This is a genomic window from Actinopolyspora mortivallis, from assembly GCF_003001495.1.
Lineage (GTDB): Bacteria > Actinomycetota > Actinomycetes > Mycobacteriales > Pseudonocardiaceae > Actinopolyspora > Actinopolyspora mortivallis_A.
In genome coordinates this window covers 1-23,788 of record NZ_PVSR01000017.1, presented here as the reverse complement: position 1 = coordinate 23,788, position 23,788 = coordinate 1, and the positions used below count along the sequence as shown (strand labels likewise).

The 23,788-nt window shown below is 66.9% G+C and carries 20 protein-coding genes and 1 pseudogene; 3 read left to right on the top strand and 18 right to left on the bottom strand.

From position 1 onward, the window contains the following. Positions 1 to 261: 261 nt before the first annotated feature. The 3 genes from CEP50_RS11205 to CEP50_RS11195 all read right to left on the bottom strand — a co-directional run bounded on the left by CEP50_RS11205 (position 262) and on the right by CEP50_RS11195 (position 8,752). Positions 262 to 462 (bottom strand): DUF6104 family protein, encoded by a 201-nt coding sequence (locus CEP50_RS11205; protein WP_106113896.1) that lies wholly within the window; start codon positions 460 to 462, stop codon positions 262 to 264. Between the two features lie 322 nt (positions 463 to 784). Beyond that, the gene (locus CEP50_RS11200; protein ID WP_106113895.1) at positions 785 to 4,579 is read right to left on the bottom strand and encodes a multifunctional oxoglutarate decarboxylase/oxoglutarate dehydrogenase thiamine pyrophosphate-binding subunit/dihydrolipoyllysine-residue succinyltransferase subunit; all 3,795 of its coding nucleotides are present in this window, start codon (positions 4,577 to 4,579) and stop codon (positions 785 to 787) included. A 357-nt stretch (positions 4,580 to 4,936) separates the two neighbouring features. After that, complete coding sequence (locus CEP50_RS11195) at positions 4,937 to 8,752, bottom strand: ABC transporter ATP-binding protein (protein ID WP_106113894.1); 3,816 nt, start codon at positions 8,750 to 8,752, stop codon at positions 4,937 to 4,939. A 357-nt stretch (positions 8,753 to 9,109) separates the two neighbouring features. Between CEP50_RS11195 and CEP50_RS11190 the strand changes: the two genes are divergently transcribed. Continuing rightward, entirely contained in the window at positions 9,110 to 9,325 is a 216-nt protein-coding gene (locus tag CEP50_RS11190; RefSeq protein ID WP_106113893.1) for a hypothetical protein, read from the top strand. A 360-nt stretch (positions 9,326 to 9,685) separates the two neighbouring features. Here the strand turns inward: CEP50_RS11190 and CEP50_RS19890 are convergent, their stop codons facing one another. Next, positions 9,686 to 10,522 (bottom strand): hypothetical protein, encoded by an 837-nt coding sequence (locus CEP50_RS19890; RefSeq protein WP_146134796.1) that lies wholly within the window; start codon positions 10,520 to 10,522, stop codon positions 9,686 to 9,688. A 299-nt stretch (positions 10,523 to 10,821) separates the two neighbouring features. On the opposite strand from CEP50_RS19890, the gene CEP50_RS11185 reads away from it, so the two are divergent. Further along, on the top strand, positions 10,822 to 11,019 hold the full coding sequence (locus tag CEP50_RS11185) for a hypothetical protein (RefSeq protein ID WP_106113932.1): 198 nt from the start codon (positions 10,822 to 10,824) through the stop codon (positions 11,017 to 11,019). 152 nt (positions 11,020 to 11,171) lie between these two features. Here CEP50_RS11185 and CEP50_RS11180 read toward each other — a convergent pair whose 3' ends face one another. The 5 genes from CEP50_RS11180 to CEP50_RS19885 all read right to left on the bottom strand — a co-directional run bounded on the left by CEP50_RS11180 (position 11,172) and on the right by CEP50_RS19885 (position 15,104). Beyond that, entirely contained in the window at positions 11,172 to 11,972 is an 801-nt protein-coding gene (locus CEP50_RS11180) for a phosphatase PAP2 family protein (RefSeq protein ID WP_106113892.1), read from the bottom strand. 338 nt (positions 11,973 to 12,310) lie between these two features. Continuing rightward, positions 12,311 to 13,135, bottom strand: a complete 825-nt coding sequence (locus CEP50_RS11175) for a hypothetical protein (RefSeq protein ID WP_106113891.1) — start codon at positions 13,133 to 13,135, stop codon at positions 12,311 to 12,313. Continuing rightward, on the bottom strand, positions 13,135 to 14,037 hold the full coding sequence (locus CEP50_RS11170) for an ABC transporter ATP-binding protein (RefSeq protein WP_106113890.1): 903 nt from the start codon (positions 14,035 to 14,037) through the stop codon (positions 13,135 to 13,137). The genes CEP50_RS11175 and CEP50_RS11170 overlap by 1 nt, the downstream gene beginning before the upstream one ends. Before the next feature lie 13 nt (positions 14,038 to 14,050). After that, positions 14,051 to 14,749: a hypothetical protein gene (locus tag CEP50_RS11165; RefSeq protein WP_258175161.1), complete on the bottom strand. Its 699-nt coding sequence runs from the start codon at positions 14,747 to 14,749 to the stop codon at positions 14,051 to 14,053. A 70-nt stretch (positions 14,750 to 14,819) separates the two neighbouring features. Then, complete coding sequence (locus tag CEP50_RS19885) at positions 14,820 to 15,104, bottom strand: hypothetical protein (RefSeq protein ID WP_146134795.1); 285 nt, start codon at positions 15,102 to 15,104, stop codon at positions 14,820 to 14,822. 966 nt (positions 15,105 to 16,070) lie between these two features. On the opposite strand from CEP50_RS19885, the gene CEP50_RS11155 reads away from it, so the two are divergent. Then, positions 16,071 to 16,376: a hypothetical protein gene (locus CEP50_RS11155; RefSeq protein ID WP_219905434.1), complete on the top strand. Its 306-nt coding sequence runs from the start codon at positions 16,071 to 16,073 to the stop codon at positions 16,374 to 16,376. 99 nt (positions 16,377 to 16,475) lie between these two features. Here the strand turns inward: CEP50_RS11155 and CEP50_RS11150 are convergent, their stop codons facing one another. The 9 genes and pseudogenes from CEP50_RS11150 to CEP50_RS20355 all read right to left on the bottom strand — a co-directional run. After that, positions 16,476 to 17,270, bottom strand: coding sequence for an ESX secretion-associated protein EspG (locus CEP50_RS11150; protein ID WP_106113887.1), 795 nt, complete (start codon positions 17,268 to 17,270; stop codon positions 16,476 to 16,478). Continuing rightward, positions 17,270 to 18,838, bottom strand: coding sequence for a PPE domain-containing protein (locus CEP50_RS11145; protein ID WP_106113886.1), 1,569 nt, complete (start codon positions 18,836 to 18,838; stop codon positions 17,270 to 17,272). Before CEP50_RS11145 ends, CEP50_RS11150 begins: the two co-directional genes overlap by 1 nt. Before the next feature lie 21 nt (positions 18,839 to 18,859). After that, the gene (locus CEP50_RS11140; protein ID WP_106113885.1) at positions 18,860 to 19,405 is read right to left on the bottom strand and encodes a DUF3558 family protein; all 546 of its coding nucleotides are present in this window, start codon (positions 19,403 to 19,405) and stop codon (positions 18,860 to 18,862) included. Then, a complete protein-coding gene (locus CEP50_RS20115) occupies positions 19,402 to 19,800 on the bottom strand; it encodes a hypothetical protein (protein WP_181188337.1) in 399 nt (132 codons plus the stop codon). Before CEP50_RS20115 ends, CEP50_RS11140 begins: the two co-directional genes overlap by 4 nt. Before the next feature lie 343 nt (positions 19,801 to 20,143). Beyond that, positions 20,144 to 20,689: a DUF3558 family protein gene (locus tag CEP50_RS11130; protein ID WP_106113883.1), complete on the bottom strand. Its 546-nt coding sequence runs from the start codon at positions 20,687 to 20,689 to the stop codon at positions 20,144 to 20,146. Beyond that, positions 20,686 to 21,075, bottom strand: coding sequence for a hypothetical protein (locus tag CEP50_RS11125; RefSeq protein WP_258175160.1), 390 nt, complete (start codon positions 21,073 to 21,075; stop codon positions 20,686 to 20,688). The genes CEP50_RS11130 and CEP50_RS11125 overlap by 4 nt, the downstream gene beginning before the upstream one ends. A 332-nt stretch (positions 21,076 to 21,407) precedes the next feature. Next, positions 21,408 to 22,259, bottom strand: a complete 852-nt coding sequence (locus CEP50_RS11120; protein ID WP_106113881.1) for an ABC transporter permease — start codon at positions 22,257 to 22,259, stop codon at positions 21,408 to 21,410. Continuing rightward, the gene (locus tag CEP50_RS11115; protein ID WP_106113880.1) at positions 22,259 to 23,332 is read right to left on the bottom strand and encodes an ABC transporter ATP-binding protein; all 1,074 of its coding nucleotides are present in this window, start codon (positions 23,330 to 23,332) and stop codon (positions 22,259 to 22,261) included. Before CEP50_RS11115 ends, CEP50_RS11120 begins: the two co-directional genes overlap by 1 nt. 211 nt (positions 23,333 to 23,543) lie before the next feature. Further along, positions 23,544 to 23,788: pseudogene (locus CEP50_RS20355) on the bottom strand (hypothetical protein); the annotation flags it as partial.

The window sequence follows — 23,788 nt, the reverse complement described above, 5'->3', positions numbered from 1 at the left end:
TCCTTCGGAACTCGGGCCGGCGGAGCCCAGCGCTCCGCCGTGCCCCCGCCGTCCACCGCGCCCTGAATCCCGTCGGGGCGCACCATCGCATCCGAGTTCGGGCGCTCCCGCTTCCGTGCCGCCCGGTAGTGCCCCGCCCCGTCCCTCGCAGCACCCTTTCGACGGGACCTCCTTCGAGCTGGTCCGCTCCGCCTGCCCGCGGGCACGGCGGGTGGAGCCTCGTCTGAGCGGAGGACGGTCGGACAGAAGCACGGTCGGCTTTCAGCTCTCCGGCGCCTCGCTGAACTCCTCCTCGTCGTCCTCGTCTCTGGCGAGGAAGGTGGCCAGCCGGTCCACCGCGCCCTCGAACTCCGGGTTCGCGTCGACGAAGGCGCGCATACGGTCGGCCAACCAGGCCAGGTTCACCAGCTCGTCGCCGCGCCGTTCTTCCAGCTCCTCGAGACCACGATCGGTGAAATACACGTTGCTTCTCCTAACCGTCTCGTGTTCCCGCTCCGGGGACACTCCGGCAGCCTAGGCAACCAGTGGTGTTCCCACCCCACGGGGTTCTCGGGGACCGGGCGTAGCCCGCCGGGTGGGAAGCTCACCTCATCGCACGAGTGAGGGGCGTCCGAGCGGGCGGTGAGAACGGAAACGGGCCGCCGACCCGTGGTACGGATCGACGGCCCGTGGACATTCCCCGCGGCAACCAGCCGGCGCTGCGCGAGCAGGGCACCCGGAACGAGAACCCGGGAGAGGGTCCGCCAGGTGCCCACCTGAGAAACCCGGCTGTGGGAACCTCCGGTCAGTCGGCGAAGGCGTTGTCGATGACCTCGGCCTGCTCCACGTCGTGGACCTTCTTGAGGCCGGTGGCCGGGGCGGCCATCGGCCTGCGGGCGACCACGTTGAGCCTGCTGGCCAGCTCCGGCCCGAACTGGTGGGGCAGGGCGAGTCCGAGGAACGGCCAGGCGCCCTGGTTGCGCGGCTCCTCCTGGACCCAGCGGATCTCGGTGGCGTTGGAGTAGCGCTCCAGCATCCTGCCCAGTTTCCTGTGCGGAAGCGGGTAGAGCTGCTCCAGCCGCACGATCGCCGTGTCCTCCAGCCCCCGCTGGGCCTTCTCCGCCGCCAGCTCGTAGTAGAGCTTGCCGGTGCACAGCACCACCCGGCGCACCTTGGCAGGGTCCGGCTCGGCCGGGTCGTCGATGACCGAGGTGAACTTGCCCGAGGTGAAGTGCTCGATCGGGCTGGTCGCCTCCTTCAGGCGCAGCATCGACTTGGGGGTGAACACCACCAGCGGACGGTCGATACCGTCCAGGGCGTGCCTGCGCAGCAGGTGGAAGTAGTTCGCCGGAGTGGAGGGCATGGCCACCGTCATGGAGCCCTCCGCGCACAGCTGCAGCCAACGCTCGATGCGGGCCGAGCTGTGGTCCGGCCCCTGGCCCTCGTGACCGTGCGGCAGCAGCAGGACCACGTCCGAGCGCTGGCCCCACTTGGCCTCGCCGGAGGAGATGAACTCGTCGATGATCGGCTGGGCGCCGTTGAAGAAGTCACCGAACTGGGCCTCCCACAGCACCATGGCGTCCGGGTTGCCCACCGAGTAGCCGTACTCGAAACCGACGGCGGCGAACTCCGACAGCGCGGAGTCGTAGGTGAGGAACTTCGCCTGGTCCGGTGAGAGGTGCTGCAACGGGGTGTACTCGGCGCCGGTCTTGCGGTCGATGACCACAGCGTGGCGCTGGCCGAAGGTGCCCCGGCGGGTGTCCTGCCCGGTCAGCCGCACCGGATATCCCGAGGTGACCAGCGATCCGAGCGCGAGCAGCTCGCCGAAGGCCCAGTCGATGCCGCCTTCCCGGCCCATCTTGGCGCGACGTTCCAGCACGGGCTTGACCCGCGAGTGCGGGGTGAAACCCTCCGGGAGGTTGGTCTGGGCCTCGGCGATCCGCCGCAGCTCCCCCTCGGAGATGCTGGTGTCCAGCTTCGCCGGGATCTGCTGTTCGGACTCCACCGACGGGCTCGGCTCGGGCGGATGCTTCTCCAGCTCACGCACCTCGTTGAACACGTGCTCGAGCTGGTTGGCGTAGTCCTTGAGCGCGCTCTCGGCCTCCTCCATCGTGATGTCGCCGCGCCCGATCAGGGACTCGGTGTAGGTCTTGCGGACGCTGCGCATCTTGTCGATCGCGTCGTACATGGTGGGCTGGGTCATCGAGGGGTCGTCGCCCTCGTTGTGCCCGCGCCTGCGATAGCAGACCATGTCGATCACGACGTCCTTGCCGAAGGTGTTGCGGTACTCCACCGCGAGCTTGGCGACCCACACGCAGGCCTCGGGGTCGTCCCCGTTGACGTGGAACACCGGCGACCCGGTCATCTTGGCCACGTCGGTGGAGTACTTGCTGGAGCGGCCGGACTCGGGGGTGGTGGTGTAGCCGACCTGGTTGTTGATGATCACGTGCACGGTCCCGCCGGTGCGGTAGCCGCGCAGCAGCGACAGGTTCAGGGTCTCGGCGACCACTCCCTGCCCGGCGAAGGCGGCGTCGCCGTGCAGCAGCACCGGCAGCACGGTGAACCCTTCCTGGCCCTTGTCCAGGATGTCCTGCTTGGCCCGGACCAGCCCCTCCAGCACCGGGTCCACGGCCTCCAGGTGGGAGGGGTTGGAGGTCAGCGAGACCTTGGTCTCGCCGTCCCCGAACATCCTGAAGTACTTGCCCTCCGCGCCGAGGTGGTACTTCACGTCCCCGGAGCCGTGGGCCTGTCCCGGGTCGAGGTTGCCCTCGAACTCCTGGAAGATCTGCGCGATCGGCTTGCCCACGATGTTGGCCAGCACGTTGAGCCTGCCCCGGTGCGGCATGCCGATGACGACCTCGTCGAGCTCGGCCCGTGCCGAGGAGTCCAGCACGGCGTCCAGCAGCGGGATGATCGTCTCGGCGCCCTCCAGGGAGAAGCGCTTCTGCCCGACGTACTTGGTCTGCAGGAAGGTCTCGAACGCCTCGGCCGCGTTGAGCTTGGACAGGATGTACTTCTGCTCCGACTGGTCCGGCTTCTCGTGCGGCTTCTCCACGCGCCGTTGCAGCCATTCGCGCTCGTCCGGTTCGAGGATGTGCATGTACTCCACGCCGACGGTGCGGCAGTAGGAGTCGCGCAGCACCCCGAGCACGTCGCGCAGGGTCATGTGTTCCTGACCGGCGAAACCGCCGACCGGGAACTCCCGGTCGAGGTCCCACAGCGTCAGGTTGTGCGAGAGCACGTCGAGGTCCTCGTGCCTGCGCTGCCGGTAGTTCAGCGGGTCGATGTCGGCCATCAGGTGCCCGCGGGTGCGGTAGGCGTCGATCAGCTCCAGCACCCGGGCCGTCTTGTCGACCGCGCCTTCCGGGATGTCGGTGGACCAGCGCACCGGCTCGTAGGGGATGCGCAGCGAGGCGAAGATGTCGTCGAAGAAGTTGTCCTCGCCGAGCAGCAGGTTGTGTATCTTGCGCAGGAACTCGCCGGACTCCGCGCCCTGGATCACCCTGTGGTCGTAGGTGGAGGTCAGCGTCACGATCTTGCTGATCCCCATCTCCGTCAGGGCCTTCTCACTGGCGCCCTGGAACTCGGCCGGGTACTCCATGGCGCCCACGCCGATGATGGCGCTCTGGCCCTGGGTGAGCCGGGGCACCGAGTGGTTGGTGCCGCTGGGGCCGGGGTTGGTCAGCGAGATCGTGGTTCCCGCGAAGTCCTCGGCGGTCAGCGCGTTGTTGCGGGCCTTGCGGATGATGTCCTCGTAGGCCTGCCAGAACTGGAGGAAGCTCATGTTCTCGCAGGCCTTGATGGAGGCCACCACGAGGTTGCGCGAGCCGTCCTTGCCGGGCAGGTCGATGGCCAGCCCCAGGTTGACGTGCTCGGGGGTGACCACGGCGGGCTTGCCCTTCTCGTCCACCCCGTAGTGGCGGTTCATCCCGGGGAAGTCCTTCAGCGCGCGCACCATGGCGTAGCCGATCAGGTGCGTGAAGGAGATCTTGCCGCCCTTGTTCCGCTTCAGGTGATTGTTGATCACGATGCGGTTGTCGAAGAGCAGCTTGGCCGGGACCGCGCGCACACTGGTCGCTGTGGGCACCGTCAGCGACTGCTCCATGTTCTTGGCGATCGCCGCGGCGGGCCCGCGCAGCGGTTTGGTCTCCGCACCGCCGGACTCCTCCTTGACCGGGGCGGCCTTGGCGGCCTCCTGCGGCGAGGGTTTGGCACCCTGCTGCGCGCTCTTGGTGCCGTCCGGGGAGGAACCGTTCTGCTGCGTGGAGCCGGTCCGGGGGGCGGTCTGCTGCTCCCCGGTGGTGTCCCGCTGCTCCGTCGGTCGGGTCTCGGCGGGTGCGGCGGTGGCCACCGTCGCGCCGTTGTGCGACTGGCCGTTCTGTTGCTCGGCCCTCACGGCGGTCGAGGTGGTCCGGCTCGCTGTCGCGCTCGTCGCCTCGCCCGAGCCCTCTCCGGTGGTTGACTGGTCGGGACGGTAGTCGGCGAAGAACTCGTGCCACGCGGAGTCTACCGACGACGGGTCATTGAGGTACTGCTCATACATTTCCTCGATCAACCACTCGTTGGGGCCGAACTGTGAGGCTGGACTGCTGCTGGACACGGCTGGAGTTCGCCTCGATCCATCTGCTCGTGGTTTTGCAACGCTCGGCAACCAGGCTAACGCTTCCGGGCTGTCCCGTTGGCACGCTCCCGAAGCCGATCAGCGTGGACGCAGGGGATCCGGATCGATCAGGTGCCGGTTGTCCACGTTCTTTCGGAGGAGTAGGTGCCTGCCGAAACTCGTGCTTTCCGGTAGAGTGAGGGGCTTTGGTCGGAGCCGGGGCGGCTCGCCCCGCACGCTCGTGCCGCCCCGTTCCCGGGCTGATGTGAGGTTCCCCCCAATTCGGGTTCTTCCCGGATACTGGCAGGTAACGGCCGTATGACGGGAGTTTCTTGGGCGGGAGCCCCCGGCGTGGAGTCATCCCCGCGCCGGGGAGAGGGCGTTCTCCGCCACGGCGGATCCGTCCGGGGCGGGCTGCTCGGTGGCGCTGTCCCACAGTCGGGCGTAGTGGCCGCCGTGGGCGAGCAGCTCCCCGTGGGTGCCCTGCTCGACGATCCGTCCCTCGTGCAGCACCACGATGCGGTCCGCCCGCGCGGCCGTCGTCAACCGGTGCGCGACCACGAAAGTGGTGCGGTTCTCCGCGAGACTGGCGTGGGCCGCCGCGACCACGGCCTCGGTCGTCGGGTCCAGCGCCGCCGTGGCCTCGTCCAGCAGCAGCACGTCCGGGTCCACCAGCTCGGCCCGGGCCAGCGCGACCAGCTGACGCTGGCCGGCCGAGAGCGCTCTGCCGCCCTCCCCGGTGCGCTGGCGGAAGCCGTTCGGCAGCGCGGCTATGCCGGGCAGGGCCCCCACCCTGCGGGCGGCCCGTTCGATCTCGGCGGGGGTGGCCTCGGGCCGCCCGTAGGCGATGTTGCTCGCCACGTCGCCGGTGAACAGGTGTCCCTCCTGCGGAACCACCGCCAGGTGCCGGTGGTACTGCGGCAGCGGGTAGTCGCGGATGTTCACCTCGTCCGCGAGGATCCCTCCCTCCGAGGGGTCGTAGAACCGGGCCAGCAGTTTGACCAACGTCGACTTGCCCGCCCCGGTGGCCCCCACGAGAGCCACGGTCTCCCCGGGAGAGACGTGCAGGGAGACCTCGGACAACGCCGCGCGGTCGGTGCCGGGGTAGTGGAAGGAGACCGAACGCACCTCCATCTCCCCCGCCAGCTCGCTCGGCACCGTGGCGGGATGGGTGGCCTCGGGAACCGAGGTGGGAGTGCGCAGCAGCTCACCGATCCGACGCAGTCCGACCCTGGCCTGCTGGTAGGAGTCGAAAACCCCGGACAGCTGCTGCACCGGGCTGAAGAACATCCCCAGGTACAGCAGGAAGGCCGCCAGCACTCCCGCCGTGAGCTCGCCGTCGGCCACCCGGACGGCGCCGACGCCGAGCACGGCGGCCTGGGCCACCTCGGACAGCATCGTCACGAAGGGGAAGTAGGTGGCTATGTAGCGCTGGGCCCGCAGCCGGGAGCGCCGGTAGTCGTCGCTGCGGGCCGCGAAACGGGTGGCCGCCAGCCGTTCCCTGCGATAGGCCTGGGAGACACGCAGCCCGGCGACGTTCTCCTGCATCTCCGCGTTGACGGTGCTCACCCGTTCCCTGGCCTCGGCGTAGGCGACCGAGGACACCCGCCGGAACACCACCGTGGCGACCACCAGCAGCGGCAGCACCGACAGCGCCACCAGCGCCAACGAGAAGTCGGTGACCAGCAGGGTCACCGCCACTCCCAGGATGGTGGAGACGCTGACCACGGCCGTGGCCAGCCCGGTCTGCAGGAACGAGGACAGCGCGTCCACGTCGGTGGTCATCCGGGTCATGATCCGGCCCGCGCGTTCCCGCTCGTAGAAGTCCAGCCCCAGCCGTTGCAGGTGGGAGAAGCTGCGCAGTCGCAACAGGTACAGCAGGGTCTCCCCCGAGCGGGCCGCCACCACCGTCTGGAGCCGCATCGCGAGCCAGCCGAGCAGCACCACCCCGACCCCGACGGCCGTGGCGGTGAACAGCGCCCCCGGCTCGTGCGCGGCCACACCGCCGTCCACGCCCCAGCGGACCAACGAGGGCATGCTCACCCCCACCGCCGCGTTCAGGGCGAACAGCAGCACCGTGAGCAGCAGTGTCCCCCGGATGGGGCGGAACAGCTCCCTGAGTCGGAAACACGGGTCCGGTGCCGTGGGATCGGTCCCGTCCAGCTCCGGCTCGTCGGTGGCCGCGGGAAGCCGTTCGACCGCCTCCAACAGTTCCCGCGTGGGGGCCGCCGCCTCGGTGGCCGCCGCCGAGCCCCGCAGCGCGCGGGCCCCGCCGCCGGGGGCGGCCGAGGCCGCCGGGTTCCGGAGGCGCCCACGGTGGGAACGAGCGGTGTCGTCCGGTTCCGGCCAGAGTTCCGGGGTGGGTTCCTCCCCCGTCGGAGGTCCCACCGGATTGCCGGCCTGTTCCACCGAGTCGCCGGGTCCGCACAGCAGTGAGCGGAAGAGTTCCGAACGCCGTTGCAGCTCTTCCCTGGTACCGCTGTCCACCACCCGGCCCTCGTCGAGCACCGCGATGCGGTCGGCCAGGTCGAGAGTGGACCTGCGGTGTGCGATCAGCAGCGTGGTGCGCCGGGAGGTGACCGAGCCCAGGGTGGCGTGGATGGCCGCCTCGGTGGTGGGGTCCACGGCCGAGGTGGCGTCGTCCAGCACCAGGACGCGGGGGTCGCTCAGCAGGGCCCGGGCCAGCGCGATCCGTTGTCGCTGCCCACCGGAGAGGGTGAGCCCCCGTTCCCCCACCACGGTGTCGTAGCCCTGTGGCAGCGCGGCGATGAACTCGTGGGCCTCGGCGGCACGGGCGGCCGCGACGATCTCCTCCTCAGTGGCGTCGGGGTGCCCGTAGGAGATGTTGTCCCGGATGGTCTCCGAGAACAGGAAGGCCTCCTCGAACACCACTCCCACGGCCGAACGCAGCGAGTCCAGCCGCACCTTCCGGACGTCCGGGGCGGGCGAGTCCGTCCCGTCCCCACCGATCCGGATGCTTCCGGAGTGCACGTCGTAGAAACGGGGCAGCAGCAGCGAGACGGTGGACTTGCCGGAACCGGCCGGTCCCACGAGTGCGAGCGTCTCACCGGGGCGGATCTCCAGCGAGGTCCCGCGCAGCACGGGCTGGTCACCGGTGTATCCGAAGCACACCCGGTCCAGTTCCACCCGCAACGGCCCCTCGGGCAGGTCCGTCGCGTCCGGGGCGTCGGTGACCTCCGGCTGCGTGTCGATCACGTCGTGGAGTCGTTCCAGTCCGGCCCGGGCGTGCTGGGACTGGATCAGCACGTTGGACAACATGCGCGCCGGGGCGGCGAGCATGGTCAGATACCCGGCGAAGGCGACGAAGGTCCCCACACTGACCTGCCCCTGTAGCGCCAGCCAACCGCCGAGACCGAGCACGCCGACCTGCCCGGCCAGCGGGAGCGCGGTCAGGTGCGCCGAGGGGACCGCGGTCACCCGTGCGGCGCGCAACCGGTCGGCGAACAGCCGGCGGGCCCGGGTGACCATCCGGTTCACCTCGTGCGTTTCCTGGCCGAACCCCTTCACCACCCGTACGCCGCTGACGGTTTCCTCCACCTGCTCGGCCACCTCTGCGGCCCGCTGCTGGGCGGTCCAGGTCGCGGGGAACAGCCGTTTCTTGCTGCGTGCGGTGACCACGGCGATGAGTGGGCCGACCACGAGGGCGATGACCGTCAGCAGTGGGGACAGCCACAGCATCGCGGCCAGGGAGAACACGGCCAGCATCAGAGTGCCCGCCGCCAGCGGCAGCATGGACAGCAGACCGTTGACCAGTTGCAGGTCACTGATCGATCGGGAGATCACCTGGCCGGTGCGCAGTGAGTCCTGTTTGGCCCCGTCCAGTCGCTGCACGGCGCCGAACACGGCCCGGCGCAGGTCGTGCTGCACGTCCACCGCCAACCTGCCCGCGCTGTAGCGACGCACGAAGGCCGCGCCGAAGCGGAACAGTCCCAGCCCCACCATCGCGACCACGATCCAGCCGAGCCGGTGGGTCCGGCCCGCGACGGCGTCGTCCACGGCCACCTTGGTGAGCACGGGAACCGCCGCCTCCATACCCACCGCCGTGACGGCGGAGCCCATGGAAAGCAACACGGCCACGGGGTGGCGCCAGCAGGCGGCGGCCAGCCGTCGGATCCATCCCGGTTTCGGGTGCGCTTCTCCGGTTTCGGACACCCCGTCAGGTTAGGGGGTCGGTCCAGGGGTGACCGGGGTGCCGAGGCCGGGACGCGCTCGGGGTGTGAGCGGCGGAACACCTGCTCCTCGCGGGGAGACGGGCCGGGCTCCCCGCCGTCGCGGCACGGGCGGGGGGAGTTCGGTGGGGACCGGTGGCGGCGTTAGGATGCCCGCCGCGCGTGCTGGGGGCGCGGGTCCCCGAGAGCTTCTCCTTCCGTGGCGGGAATTCGACTGTGGCCGTTTTCCCGCTCGGGATGTCACGCTCGGGCGGCGGTGGGATCAGCCACCGGCCCAGGTACCGAAGCAGGCTCTTCGTGTTCGAGGTGTTTTCGTAGCGGCGTTTGTCGGGAGAGTCCGATGAAGTACGTGTGGTTCGGCGTACTGCTCCTGCTGGGGCAGTTGGTGCCGGAACTGTTGTTCCCCGAGGACGTGACCGTCGAGCCCGGCCGCTACGCGGCCATGGCGGGGACGGCGGTGCTGGCGGCCGTGGTGCTCTTCGTGTGGGAACGATGGTCGCGGGGCGAGCGGCTGCTCCGGCCACGTCGGGCCCGAGCGTACGAGGGCGAGGGCTGAACACCGTATCGTTCGGCTTCTCCTGGGGCTGGTGGGCGTTGTGTGCCGCACAACCTCGGATCGAGGACCGGTGTCGGCCCATACCCCTTCCCGTACGTGGGAACACTCCCGAGGCAGCAGCTCCGCAGTTTCTTCGTGGTAGGGGCACCATTGCTGTGAACAGCAACGGTGCTGGTCGCTGGATCCATGTCAGCGGCTTAGGTGGCGGTGCCGGTTGTGACGAACAGGTCACGGAAGGTGCACAGGAGGATGGCGGTCCTGGCTGGTACACCGGTAAGTACCGGCCGCGATTCCTTCTTCCTTGTTACCGGCGTCGTCCTGCCGGCACCGGCTTCCCAAAATATTTCAGAATATTCTGGGTCAGAACCAGGATCTGAGGTCGTAAAGACGTGAACAGAACTGATCGCTTGCGATCTCGTATTGTTGGATGTTGTCGAGTTTTCCCGTTCTCAGGAGTGCGTTCAGTTCTCCATGAAGAGATGCACTGGGAGTCAGGCGGATTTTTTCGTCCGAGAAGGTTAGTGGTAGATCGATGCCGATCGTTCTGTCAGGATGATTTGTTGTAAGATAGACGCGAAACTTTTCTCGTGCGAAGCACGAGAATCCTACCGTTTCGGCATCCCTCTCTGGAGGGGTGTCTGGTTCGCGGAAGTATTGACTGCTGAGAAGTTCTGTCATGCTGGAGCGAAGAGCGTCCTGAAGGAGGTGTTCCTGCTCGTGAGCTTTTTTGGCGAAGTCTTTTCCCGAGTAGGTGTCCGCTCCGTGAAAATGAATTCCTGTTCTGTTTTTTTCGAAATTTTCGAAGTCGGAAAGTCGGCATGATTCTGCAAGGCGTATTGCTTTCAGCGCGGTGACATGGTCGAATATGTTTCCTTCTTCCAAAATCAGCGGAAAGGTCAGGGCGTATCGACGGGTGATGTCACCTCCGAGGGATACGCAGACAAGGCATCGATTTTCCGAGGTGCGGACGACGCCGCATACCACAACGGACTCAGTAATGCTTATCGTCGTGATATCTCGCGTGAGACCAAGAAGTAGGAGCCGGTACGAGGTGTCGGTCAACGTGCTTGTGGTGGGGGACGGGCTCGACGGGCCCGTCCCGCCGGGATCAGCTGACACCGGGTTACTGGTTGACTGCGTCCGGGCAGGGATCCACCCGTTCGCAGAACGCCGTGATTGTTCCGATTGGTCTTCCATCCGGAGTAGTATAGACGCCGTTGGCGGTCACTGACGACTGTTCGTTGACAACTCGTACACGTGCGTACTGGGTCCCCCATTTTCTCGTGATTTTCTTGGCCGTCCTGTCTGGCTGTGCCAGCTTTGTGGAAGTTGTTTTCTGTTCTCAGGTTGAGGGTTTTCCGTGTTTGTCGTCCAGGTGGCAAGCGTCACTTGGCGGATTGCTCCGTCCGTGCCAAGCCTTTTCGTCAAATGTGCGCAAAAATATCTTTCCTGGGAAGAATGGCAAATAATACGTCCTTTGGTGTTATTTCTTGTGGATGGCCATCCGTCGATGGATGGATTTCTGCTCCTCTCTGCTAACCAAGGAAGATCTAGCCCTCGCTCCCGGCCGCTACGCGGCCATGGCGGGGACGGCGGTGCTGGCGGCCGTGGTGCTCTTCGTGTGGGAACGATGGTCGCGGGGCGAGCGGCTGCTCTGGCCACGTCGGGCCCGAGCGTACGAGGGCGAGGGCTGATCGACACCCGATTCCGCCGAGCGTGCCCCTTCCGGGGACGCGCTTGGTGGGAAAGCCGTGCCTTCGGGGAACCGAGACCCTCCCGGCTCGTTCGGTCGGCGGTGGAACGAGTCCCGTCGGTGTCGGCGCACCCACGGTGGTGCGCTGTCGGGTCAGCGCGTGGTGTTCGAACGTGCCCCGTGCCGTCGCTCGACGGTTCCGCGGAAGTCGATGGGCTGTGTCGGCAGGTCGATGGGCTGCGTCGGTGGCTCCGGGGGCGGCGCGGCGGCGCGGCCTTCGGGGCGGGCGTCGCCGGCCAGCACTAGTTTCCGCGTCCTCGGGTGCTTCCGCAGCGCCTCGACGGCTCGGGTCGCCGGGAGCACACCGAGCAGCATCACGAGCAGCACCACGCTCGCCCCGACCAGGAAGCCGACCGCCACGTCGTGCGGAAAGTGCGCTCCCACGAACACGCGGGAGGCCGCGGTCGCGATCCCGACCAGCAGTGCCGGAACACCGAGCCCGCGCCAGACGAACACGATCCCGACGGCCGTGGCACCCGCGACGGCGGAGTGGTTGCTGGGGAAGGACCAGTCCCCGGGAGGGTCACAAGCCGCGATCGTGTTGACGTCCGACAACAACCGGCACGGCCGTCCCACCTCGAACAGCTCCTTGAGGGTGTTGTTGGTGAGGTAGGCCGCGATCATACCGAGCGGCGCCAGCAGCGCGAACGCCGCTCCGCGTGCGGGGAGCCCGCGTGCCCGCCACATGCCCCAGGCGAGAACGGCGGCCATGACGAACAGCGAGCCGTCGGTGAACAGCATCGCGAGCAGGTGCACGAAGTCCGGTGTCGAGTTCGCGAACCCGATGACGTCGAGGTACCACTCGGCACTGACGTCCGGGACGCCCTCGACGCCCGAGACCGCCTGGTTGGTCGTCAACGCGGTCAACACGTCCCGTGGGCCCGTTTCGTCCATGCCGTCCGTCCTCGTCAGGAGTCGTCCTTCGCGGGATCGCCGGAACCGCTCGGAGAGTGGCGAGCGTTCCACGGTGGGAGAAGCTGATCTCCGCGCGGTTCGGGTGCTGACCCGGCACGTGCGTGACGGTCGCCGGCGTCGAGGCGATCTGTTCACACACAGTACCGTCGCGCGTTTCCCGCCGTTCACCCCGACGAGATCGTCGCTTCGGACGGCACCGGTTTCCCGGGAGGAGTTCCGCCGGGCGCGGACGGAGCGGCTTCGGCCCGGGGCCCGGTGCGTCCGCTGCGCTGTTCCGGAACCTCCCGGGCCGTGCAGCACGGTCGGTCGTTGCCGCTTCAGCTCGGTGCGGCCAGCAGCGCGGCGTTGCGACGCGGGCGGCGCAGCAGCCACCCGCACAACCCGCCCCACACCAGCAGGTTCACGGCGAGCTTCACCGTCAGCGCGGTGCCGCTCGGGGCGTAGAGCACGGGGTAGGCCGTGAGCACCAGAAAGGGATCGCCCAGCTCGACCCAGCGCAGCCCGATACCGGTCGAGGTGAGCGGCACCTGGACCAGCAGGGCTCCGGCGATCAGCAGGGTGGCCGTCCGCTGGTTCCGCAGGCCGTTGACGACCGCGGCCGTCAGCAGCCCGGTCAGCACCAGCGCGGCCCAGTCGAGCAGCAGTGCCAGCAGCACGAATCCGAGCCCCGGCTGGAGCACCGGATCCAGCCCTTCCACGGCCCGAGCGGTGAGCAGCGGGCTCCGAGGGCCCGAACCGAACTGGTAGGTCATGTGGACCAACAGCAGTAGCCAGGCCGCGAGGAAGGCCGTGGCGGTGAGCACCACGGAACCGATCACCGAGGCGATCCAGCGGTTGTGACCGAGCACCAGCTGTGCGTGGGTGTGCAGGCCGTTCGAGCGGGAAGCCGCCTGCGTGACCGCCGTCAGCAGTCCGTAGCAGACCACCAGTTCCATCGCCAGGGTCCGCGGCTCCAGCGAGGACAGCACGATCCAGTCCCCGTAGGTCGCCTCCTGCGGAAGGCCCGCCGGCGTGGAGCTGGTGCCGACGAAGAACCAGGCCAGCAGGATCACCGGGGTGGCCCAGCGCAGCGCGGGCAGCGTGGCCAGCATCACCGCCAGCCGCGCGGTGCCACCGCGTGCCGGGTTCGGGTGTCGTGACATCACCAACTGTCCAATCCACGGAAGGGTTGTTCGATGTCGCGGCCCAGGTCCTCCACGTTCTCCAGCGGCAGCTGTGCCCGCGAGAGCAGCGCCAGCAGTTCGTGCAGCGGCGCGGACCGCTCGGCCAACACCCCGATGTAGGGATCGATCCGGTGTGTCCAGTCGTGTTCCTTCAGCACCGTGGCGGCGGCGTGCCGGGTGTCTTCCGGGGCTTCCGTCTCGCCCGCGAAGCGTAGCCGCCACCACTGGGGGCTGTCCTCGGTCCAACGGGTGACCACCTCACCGCCGGAGATGTAGACGATCTCGTCGCTCATCTCGTCGACGTCGGCGATCGAATGGCTGCTGAAGATCACCCCGGTTCCGGCTCGTGCCCGTTCGCCGATCAGCTCCTTGAGCCGGATGATCCCGGCGGGGTCGAGCCCGTTGCCGGGTTCGTCGAGCACCAGCACCTCGGGATCGCCCAGCAGCGCCCGTGCCAGGCACAACCGGCGTCGCATCCCCAGCGAGTAGGTGCCGACCCGCTTGCGCGCCGCCTGGCGCATCCCCACCGCGTCGAGGCACTCGTCCACCTCCTTCGACGTGACGCCGCCCAGCATCCCGGCCCACTGGTCGAGGTTGCGGCGTCCGGAGACGCTGTTGATCAGCCCGTCCTGGTCGAGCACCGCGCCGAAGCCGGGCCGTGTGCCTCTCCCCGCGGTGTGGTGGTGCAGCTTGCCCGCGCTCGGTTCGATCAGCCCGAGCAGCGTGGCCAGCAGTGTGGTCTTGCCCGCTCCGTTGGGGCCGACGATGCCGACGGTGTGACCGCTTCGGACGGTGAGGTCGATGTCGCGGACCGCCCAGTGGCCGCCGAAGCGTTTGCCCAGTTTCTCGGTTTCCAGCAGTGCCCGGTTCGGGGTTTCCATGTGGTTGTGTGACCTAGCGTTCGGCTCGGGGGGCGAGTACGGCGAGGATGGTGATCAGCGTCGCGTCGACGAGCAGCCACAGCGTGGGGCCGATCGTCCAGTTCAGCGGGTTGTGCGGGAAGAGGTAGGCCCCGTGTCCGGGGGTGAGCATCAGGTTCGCGAAAGGTACTCCCAGTTCATCTCCTCCGAACGCGCCGAGCATCACCGCCAGCGGCGCGCAGACCAGCGCGACCAGCCGGGGTGCGCGGTAGACGGCGAGCAGGTGTGCCACCGACAGCACGCCCACCGAGACCAGGCAGCACCACAGCAGCATGACCAGGTCCACCACCGGTCCCATCGCGTGCATCCCGGGCCACAGCAGCACGCTTTCGTCGACGGTGCGCAACGGGTAGACGAACAGCGCCAGCACGTCGACGACGACCACCATCGTGACCGTCGTCGCCACCGCCCGACCCGCCGCCACGCGTACCGAACCGAGCACGTGCTCGCGTGCGCCGACTCCCGCGATCCGCAGGTACGGGCTGCGTCCGGTCTCCTGGTCGGTCACGAACACCGGCGCGGCGGCCAGCACTCCGACGAACAGCGCGAGGATCACGGGAATCGGATCCGAGTGCGCGAAGTAACCGATCGCGGCTTCCTTCAGCGAGATCCGGTGCTGAAGTTCCACGACGAACAGCGCGATCCCCAGCAGCAGCCCGGAACCGATACTCATCAACGGTTGGCCGGGCCAGTACCCGGCCGAACCGCCGCGTCTCACGACTCGCCGGGTTTCGGGTCGAGTGTTACTCAGAAATATTCCCTTCTTTTCTTTCTTTGGCTTTCTGGCAGGCCTCCAGGAATTCGAGTGGTGTCACCTTGCGCAGATCCTGGTATCTGTACACCGATCTCGTTGTAACTGTATCCTCCTCGCGAAGGAACCACTTCACTTCCACGTCTTGCCAATAGGGGCTGGTTATTATTCCTGGGTGGCCACGAATTAGCCCTTTGCCCGGAGCCCGACGATCTTCCTCGCCTTCGGGGGGATCCCAGACAACGTAGACGCCGACATAAAGTTCGTTTGCTTCCATGTCTCCTCAATACTCCTCCGGTTCTCCCCAGTGGCATCACTGTTTCCGTCGGCCTTCCACCGCCGCCCGCCGTGCTCTCGATATCGCGACCACACTCGGACAACACCACTGAGCCGCCGCCCTCATCTGCCACAAAAAGCTCACCACATAAGGCACGGTCGTCAGTAAGCTAGTTTGTTGTTGATCTTCGGTCAATGGTGTCGTATATCATTACCGTTTTTGCCCTGATCGTGTCAATAATGTTCATAACGGAACGGAAAATGCGCTTGACGAGTCACGAAATCGGCGTCCGCGAGAGATGCCTCGAAGGGTCGATGAACTTGTCGAAGCCGGCTGACGGGGATGACAGATGCTGTTTCCCAGTGGGGAACAGTCGAACGTGCGGCTACTGCGAGGTGGGGTACCGGGAGCAGTACGATGATCGACCGCTGTCAGTGCTTGTTCCGAATGGGACGTTGTCAGCAGTCAGGGGAGGGGCGATGGACGAGCACGAGGCACTCCACGAGGGCGATCCGGTGGTGATCGCGCGGATCGCGTTGTCGATCCGCTCGGAGTCCTCCGCCGAGGCGTTGCGGGCGGGGATGCGGCTGATCGAGGACACCGGTGCGAAGGAGGTACGCGTCTGTCCCGACGAGGACACTCCCTTCCCGTTCCACAAGCTGGAGCTGACCGTCTACCGGAAGTACAACACCGACGAGAGGTTCGGCAGTGCGTTGCCGGAGGCGTTGGTGCCGCTCGTGGAACGACTCGGGCTGCCCACGGACTCCGTGCGGCTGGATCCGGAGACGATGGGGGAGGCCCACGTCGAGTTCGGTACCGAGGGTCGACCGGGACGGCGGCCGGCAGGTTGCCTGGGTGGCACGATCCGGGCCGGGGTGGGGCTGTATCCGTACGAGGTTCCGCTCGAACCGGGGACTCTGGCGCTGGAGCACAACCTCACCGAGCAGGAGAAGGCCCAGTTCGAGCGTGAGCTGCTCATCAGCGGTGGTTTCGGCAACGACGGTGTACCACGTCCGGGTGGTCGCGAACGCGGTACTGCTGCGGCTGGCCGAGGCGATCACCGTGCCCGGCAGATGGAGCGGCCCGCAACGGCCCGCCGAGTGGGAGGCGATGGTCGTCCACGATTTCGCGCCCCCGCACCCCGCGCACGTCCTCATGGAGTGGCAGGCCCGTCGGCGACCCGCGCGGGGGCCACTCACTGTGGAGCTCCACGCCGCTCCCGGCCTGATCCTCACCGAGAACGACACCGTCTTCGGCTTCACCGAGCAGTGACCACGCCCGACGGTGGTGCCCCGGGCGCGGCGGCCCCGACCGGTTCGGCGGCGTTCTCGGAGGTGCACCGCCGGAGAACCGGACCGGCCTCGATCCCTTTCAACCGTGGGTCAGCGCGTCGAGCTGTTCGGCGAGGTAGCCGGCGAGGCGTTGTTTGTCGGCCCCGGCGAAGGTGTTCCATTCGGCGCCGTCGTTGTTACGTCGGGTGGTGACGCTGTAGCGGCCGCTGTCCGTGTCGCGCCAGCCGACGGGGGACATGCGGACGGTTTCGCCGCTGTCGTCCCGCCCGCTGACGAAGAAGTACCCGATGCGGTGCGTGGGCCGGGTGAGGATGTGCTGGGCGGCGTGCGTGTCCCGTCCGCCGCGGCGCTTGGTGGCGGTGGTCTCCACGGTGGACAACCAGCTTTCCTCGTCCTGCTCGGGTTCCTCGTCGTGCCGCCCGCCGCCGTCCGAGGCGGGGATGGTGGCGGCCTCCAGTTTGCCCACCGCCATCTCGGGCAGCAGGTCGGCGCTGAGCCTGGCGATCCCGCGTGGGTCGATGAACGTGATGCGCAGGGTGTCGGGATGCTGCACGGCCTGCACCCCGGTGCGGCCGGAGACCGCCGTGCGGGCGCGGAAGACCTCCTCGGTGGCGGTTTCCACGTAGGTCACGGCGATCTCGACACGGGGTGCGTGCAGCAGCCGCAGTGCCGCTTCGAGGTCCTGGTCCGGTTCCTCGCGGTCGAGCAGCCCCCGTCGGGACAGCTCGGCGTACACCTCGGAACGGACACCGCTCCGCTCGTCGGCGGTCGAACCGTGGTGGTCGAACTCGAACGGGAACCGGCGGAGGTTGATCGCCAGGTCCTCGGCGAGCACGTCGACGGCTTGGGTCGAGAGCGTGAACGATCTCGGCATCAGCGGTCGCCGCCCTCCTCCTCGGGCCGTGCTCCGATGACCGGGGGCGCCACGCGGGGCAGACCGAGGTCGTCGCCGATCTCGTCGCTGTCGAGCACGTACTTGCGCTCGTGCTCCTCGTCCTCGGCACCGTTGGAGTTGTTGCCGGCCCCGGCGCCCACGGGCGTACGCCCGGCACCACGGTTGGAACCCGAGGGGGCGGCAGCGCCGGATGCCGAGGACGTCGGGGAGGCAGGGGTGGGGCCGACTCCGGCACGTCCGCCGGGACCGAGCGGGTTCGATCCCGCGCCGGGACCGAAACCGCCCGAACCGCCCGCACGGCCGGGGGCGTAGCCGCCCGTACGGCCGGGTGTGTACCCACCGCTGCCGCCGCCCACACGACCGGTTCCGGGCACGGTGCCTCCCGGAGGCACGGGAGCCCAGCGGCCGTTGTAGGGGTTCTGCCGCATCCATTGGCCGGTGCGGGGGTCCTGGCGATACAGCGTGCCGTCCGGGCCGCGCACCACGCCGGGCTGCGAACCGCCCGTGTTGCCCGGAGAGCTCCACGACGGCGTGGTGGTGGACGGTTGGTTCGTGGAGGAGACGGGAGGCTGACCCGTGTTCGGGCCGGAGGTCGTCGGGGTGACCGTGCCCACCCCGGTTCCGGCGGAGGAGGTGCCGGCCGGGGGGCCGCCGCCGACCGGGCCGGAATAGCCGCCGCTGGCACCGAAGCCGCCTGCCGTGCCGCTGCCGGTTCCCGTTCCGGTGCCGTCCACACCGGTGGGGCCCGTTCCGGAGGAGTCGCCGTCGGGGGATTCCGGGGGAGGGGTGAACCGCGGGGTTTTCTCGGCGGTCTCGCCGAAACTCCGCTCCATGGTGCCCATGACCTGAGCGGCCTCCTGATGGGCCCGCTGGGCCTGCTCGGCCTTCTCACGGATTTCGTTGGCCCGCTGCACCGCCGTGAACGGGTTGGGGTTGGACGCCAGGTCCAGCAGCTCGGACTTGAGGTCGAACTCCGGATCCTCGGGCATGGAGTTACGGGCCTGCTCCCCGGCCTCGGCCTGCATCCCGATCTGGTTGGCCGTCAACTGGGCCGCCTGCCCGGAATGTCCCATGTGCTCGGAGAGCGTGGTGACCCGGGCCCGCATCGCGTCCCCGGCGCTGCCGGTCCAGCTCTGCTCCGTCCTGGCGGCGGCCCGGTGGATCCGTTCGGCGAAGTCGATGAAGTCCTTGCCGACCTGGTTGTAATAACGCCCCATGTCGTGCACGGAAGACGGATCGAAGTCCTCCCGCACGAACCGAACCAGCTCCTTGTGCGGGAAGGCTTCGTACCTGGTGCAGCCCAGGTCCGCGGGGCGCTGCCTCATCCGCATCTCAGGGGCAACCGAGCTGGCCTGCTGCCGGACATACTGCTGTGCCGCCTGGTCGGCTTCGGAGTGCGCCCGCAGCCTGTCCATCGCATCGGTGAGAAAACCGAAAGCGCCCGCGTCCTGCTGGCTCGGCCCGGAGTCGTAGTGCTGCTGGTAGGCTTCTTTCTCCTTGTCAGCCACGTACTCGTAGCTGTGGTAGTCGTGTTCCCCCTCGGACACCGGGAGTCCCCCTCTGCGTGTTCAGTTGTTCGGGATGTTCCTCTCGACCATCGGGGCCGCCTTCTTCACCAGCGCGCAGGCGGTCTGGGTATCGCCCGGTTCGTCGGCGATACTGTTTACCGAGACGGACGAGTGCTCGCTCACCGCGAACGCCAGAGAGCAAGCTGCTGATCCGGTATTATTTTTCGCCAGGAGCGCTTCGCGTCCGTTCACTTGAGTTTTTGTTTTCTCTTCGGATTCAGAGAAATTTATCTCGTGTAAAGACATGTCTTTGTAAACAGATATGTCGAAGTTGCTTCCGTCGGACATCCAGGTGCATGTCTGATCGTCTAACTTGCTTATTTTTCCGGGTTCTGTGATGTTGAGTTGGGTTTTTTGTTGGTCGGTCAGGGTGGAGCATGGTTCGATCGTGGCCAGTGGTGTGCTGTTCGTCTGTGTGGTCTGAGGGTCCTGATCGTGTGGTTGTGTGGTTTCGGTGGTGCAGGAGGTCGCCAGGATCGCGCAGGTGGCTGTCGCTGCGGTGGCGGCGATTCGTCGTAACGTGCTCGCGGGGGTGTGGGGGATCATTTTTGCGTGTCGTCCAGGATCTGTTTGTTCTGCTCGTCGTGCTGCTGGTAGGTGGCCATGGCTTTCTTGATCGCTTCGACCACTTGGGGAGTTTGGTTCCGCATCGAGGTGATCAAGTGTTCCAGGGACTCGTTGTCGCCGCTGGCCACCTGCTTGTTGAAGTCTGAAATCGCTCTTCCGGCTGGGCTAGGGCCAAGTGGTGTGCGACGTTTGGCGATATCTATCTGCGCCAATCTTTTCTGAAGACGGTCCTCCAGTTCCTGGAAGATCGTGATGAGCTCGTCCCCGGCGTCGGGGGTGATGGTGAACTCGCCCTTGTTGGCGGCGGCGATGAGACCCCGCATGGCGTCGTTGGTGGCCGAGAGGTTGTCGGCGAGGTCCTGTTGACCGGACATGATGTAGTTGATTCCCCCAACGTTGACGTGCGCACGAGTGCCACTGAGGCGTGAGGATACTGATCATGATCGGTTGCGGACAACGACTCCGCAATAACAGGGCAATAACAGGTTGGCGGTGGTACAACTCCACCGAGGTGTCGCTCGCGCGCTCGTCGATCACGAAGACGTGTGCCCGTACTCGGTCCGCTGCCTCGGTGAGAAAACCGAAAGCGCCCGCGTCCTGCTGGCTCGGCCCGGAGTCGTAGTGCTGCTGGTAGGCTTCTTTCTCCTTGTCAGCCACGTACTCGTAGCTGTGGTAGTCGTGTTCCCCCTCGGACACCGGGAGTCCCCCTCTGCGTGTTCAGTTGTTCGGGATGTTCCTCTCGACCATCGGGGCCGCCTTCTTCACCAGCGCGCAGGCGGTCTGGGTATCGCCCGGTTCGTCGGCGATACTGTTCACCGAGACGGACGAGTGCTCGCTCACCGCGAACGCCAGAGAGCAAGCTGCTGATCCGGTATTATTTTTCGCCAGGAGCGCTTCGCGTCCGTTCACTTGAGTTTTTGTTTTCTCTTCGGATTCAGAGAAATTTATCTCGTGTAAAGACATGTCTTTGTAAACAGATATGTCGAAGTTGCTTCCGTCGGACATCCAGGTGCATGTCTGATCGTCTAACTTGCTTATTTTTCCGGGTTTTGTGATGTTGAGTTGGGTTTTTTGTTGGTCGGTCAGGGTGGAGCATGGTTCGATCGTGGCCAGTGGTGTGCTGTTCGTCTGTGTGGTCTGAGGGTTCTGGTCGTGTGGTTGTGTGGTTTCGGTGGTGCAGGAGGTCGCCAGGATCGCGCAGGTGGCTGTCGCTGCGGTGGCGGCGATTCGTCGTAACGTGCTCGCGGGGGTGTGGGGGATCATTTTTGCGTGTCGTCCAGGATCTGTTTGTTCTGCTCGTCGTGCTGCTGGTAGGTGGCCATGGCTTTCTTGATCGCTTCGACCACTTGGGGAGTTTGGTTCCGCATCGAGGTGATCAAGTGTTCCAGGGACTCGTTGTCGCCGCTGGCCACCTGCTTGTTGAAGTCTGAAATCGCTCTTCCCGCAGGACTGTGACCAAGAGGAGTGTCACGCTTGATTTCTTGAATATCGTAAACCCTCTGTTTAAGCCAGTCCTCCAGTTCCTGGAAGATCGTGATGAGTTCGTTTCCGGCGTCGGGGGTGATGGTGAACTCGCCCTTGTTGGCGGCGGTGATGAGACCCCGCATGGCATCGTTGGTCGACGACAGGTTCCCGGTCAGCTCGTGCATATCGGCCACGGTGACATGTCCCCCATGTTCGTGTAATCGTTCGACCGCGCCGATAGTAGAGGCGTTAGTGTGGGGAGTCAACAGATCTTGAGGTGGAGAAATAACTTTTGAACCAGGGTTCATCCTTTTCGGGGAGTTGGCCCTGGGTGCATGAACAGATATCACATTTCGTGTTTGAAAACAGATTTTTTCGTTCGATCGAAAGGGGAGGGGGGAGAGAAAAACCGCCGAACGGCGGTATGCAGCACGTTCGTCAACCACCGAACGGAGCGGAACACGGCGGGACATCCCCGTCTGGTGTCCTCCGAAAAGGGGGATGTCCCGCCGGTGAGTCAGAGGATGTCGCGTTTGGCGGTGGCCAACCAGCCACCGGCGACGAACACCGCCGCGTAACCGACGAACACCAGCAGACTCCCCCACCACGGGAAGCCGTAGCTGCCGCCGAAGGCCGAGTGCAGCAGCTCGAACGCCGTCTTCGAGACGAAGGGTTCCCGGGCCCCGGCCACGTCCGAGATGAACATGGGCACCGAGACGTTGCCGACGATGCCGCTGGCAGCCTCTCCCGGAAGGTAGTCGGTCAGCCAGCTCACCGGAGTCTGGGTGAGCGCCGAGGAGGCCATTCCCTCGAACACCAGCAGGTAGCCGAGGATGATCAGCACGGCGGCCACCGAGTTGGTGACCAGCGCCCCCAGACCGATGCCCACCAGGGTCCACAGCACCATGGACAGCAGCCCGGCTCCGCCGACCATCAGCCACTGCGGGAGTTCGCCGAAACCGTCCGCCCCCAGTCCGACCAGACCGCCGAGGGAGGAGCACAGCGCGTTCACGAGTCCGTAGAGCAGTGCCACGTTGGTGTAGGCGATCAGCTTCGCCCCCAGAACCGCCCCCCGCGGGTTGGCCGTGAGGAACGTGGTGGTCACCGTCTTCTGGCGGTACTCGCCGGTCACGGCCAGCGCCCCGAGCAGCACGGCGAACACGGTGACGTTGTTCGTGGACAACGACATGGTCAGCAACCCGGTGGGGAGGTTCTGCCCCTCGGTTATCTCCAGGACGAAGTCCGTCTGGCCGAGCGCGGCTCCGCCCCAGCCGGCGAGGAAACTCAGCACGGCCACCGGGAGCAGTAACGCCCACCACAGATGGGTGGTGAAGATCTTGCGGAACTCAGCCTTGACCAGCCCGTTCATCAGACATTACCCCCGTGGCCGCCGTTGTCGTCCTGCCCGTACCGGTACTGCTCGGACGTTCGTTGATACCCCTGGCCCAGGCCCGGAGGGTGTCCTCCGGGGCCGGGGTGTCCGCTCGGAGCCCACGGGTCGGCGGTCGGCGGGTGCGCGGGACCGGTCGGTGCTGCGCCGGTGTACTGGCCGCTGGTGAGTTGGAAGAAGATCTGTTCGAGATCCAGGTTCTCGTCCTGCATCTCCTGCACCGCCACTCCGGCGCGCAGCGCCAGGTCGGCGACCCTGCCTGAGTCCGTGCCCGGGATCACCAGTCGGCCGTCCGGCAGGTACTCGGCGGTCATTCCCTCCTGGTTGAGCAACGTGACCAGGGCGGCCGGGTCCGAAACGCGCGTGAACACCCGGGAGTGCTGACCGGCGCGCAGTTGTTCCAGATCGCCGTTGTACACGCACCGGCCACGACTGACGATCACGACGTTGTCCACGGTGTGTTCCATCTCGCGGAGCAGGTGGCTGGAGACCAGCACCGTGCGCCCCGTGGAGGCGAAGGACTTCAGAAAACCGCGTAACCAGGCGATGCCCTCCGGGTCCAGCCCGTTGGCCGGTTCGTCCAGGATCAGGATGCCCGGATCGCCGAGCAGCGCGGTGGCCAGGGCCAGCCGCTGGCGCATGCCGAGGGAGAAACCGCCCGTCTTGCGGGTGGCCGCGCTGCTCAGCCCGACCAGCTCCAGCACCCGATCGGCCTGTTGGTCCGGCAGGTTCAGCGCCGCCACGTAGCAACGCAGATGAGTGCGTGCGGTCTGGCCGGAGTGGAATCCCTGCGAGTCCAGTACCGCCCCCACCACCGTGGCTGGGTTCGGCAGCCGGGAGAAGGGCTGCCCGTTGACGTAGGCAGTTCCGGACGTGGGTCGGATCAGCCCCAGGATCATGCGCAGGGTGGTCGTCTTGCCCGAGCCGTTCGGCCCGAGGAAGCCGGTCACCGAGCCCGGTTCCACCGAGAAGTTGAGGTTGTGGACCGCCTCGATCGGCCCGAAGCTCTTGTGCAGCCCCTGGACCAGGATGCGGCCGCTGCCGTCGTGCACTCGTCCCCTCCAGATCGCGGAATGTGCCGGCGTCCGTGCGCTCCCGTGGGCGATGGAGTGTCCGGGACGGGACGCCAACCACATCCTGCCTCATGTGGCGGGCTCCGGGGGGCGGTGTCGGGACGAGCCCCCGTGACGGGCCTGTCACGGGGGCTCGGGAAGCCGGGCCGGGCACGGGTCTTGCGCCCGGTTCGTCGCGGCCAGCGAGGGGTCACCCCCGGCGGGGACGCCGGGGTGTGTGTTCGGCCACTCCGGCACGGTGGATCCGACTGTGGTCCGTCTCCAGGTGGCCGCCCAGCGGTGGCAGGGAGGCGGTGAGCTCCCCGTGTGTGAGGGACGGGTCCTTCCGGAGTGGGAGTTCCCCGGTGTCCCAGTGTCCCGGGGCGTGTACTCCGGTGGACACGATGGTTTCCCGCACCACCGGAACGGAGGGGGTCGAGGGGCGGGGGCGTTGGT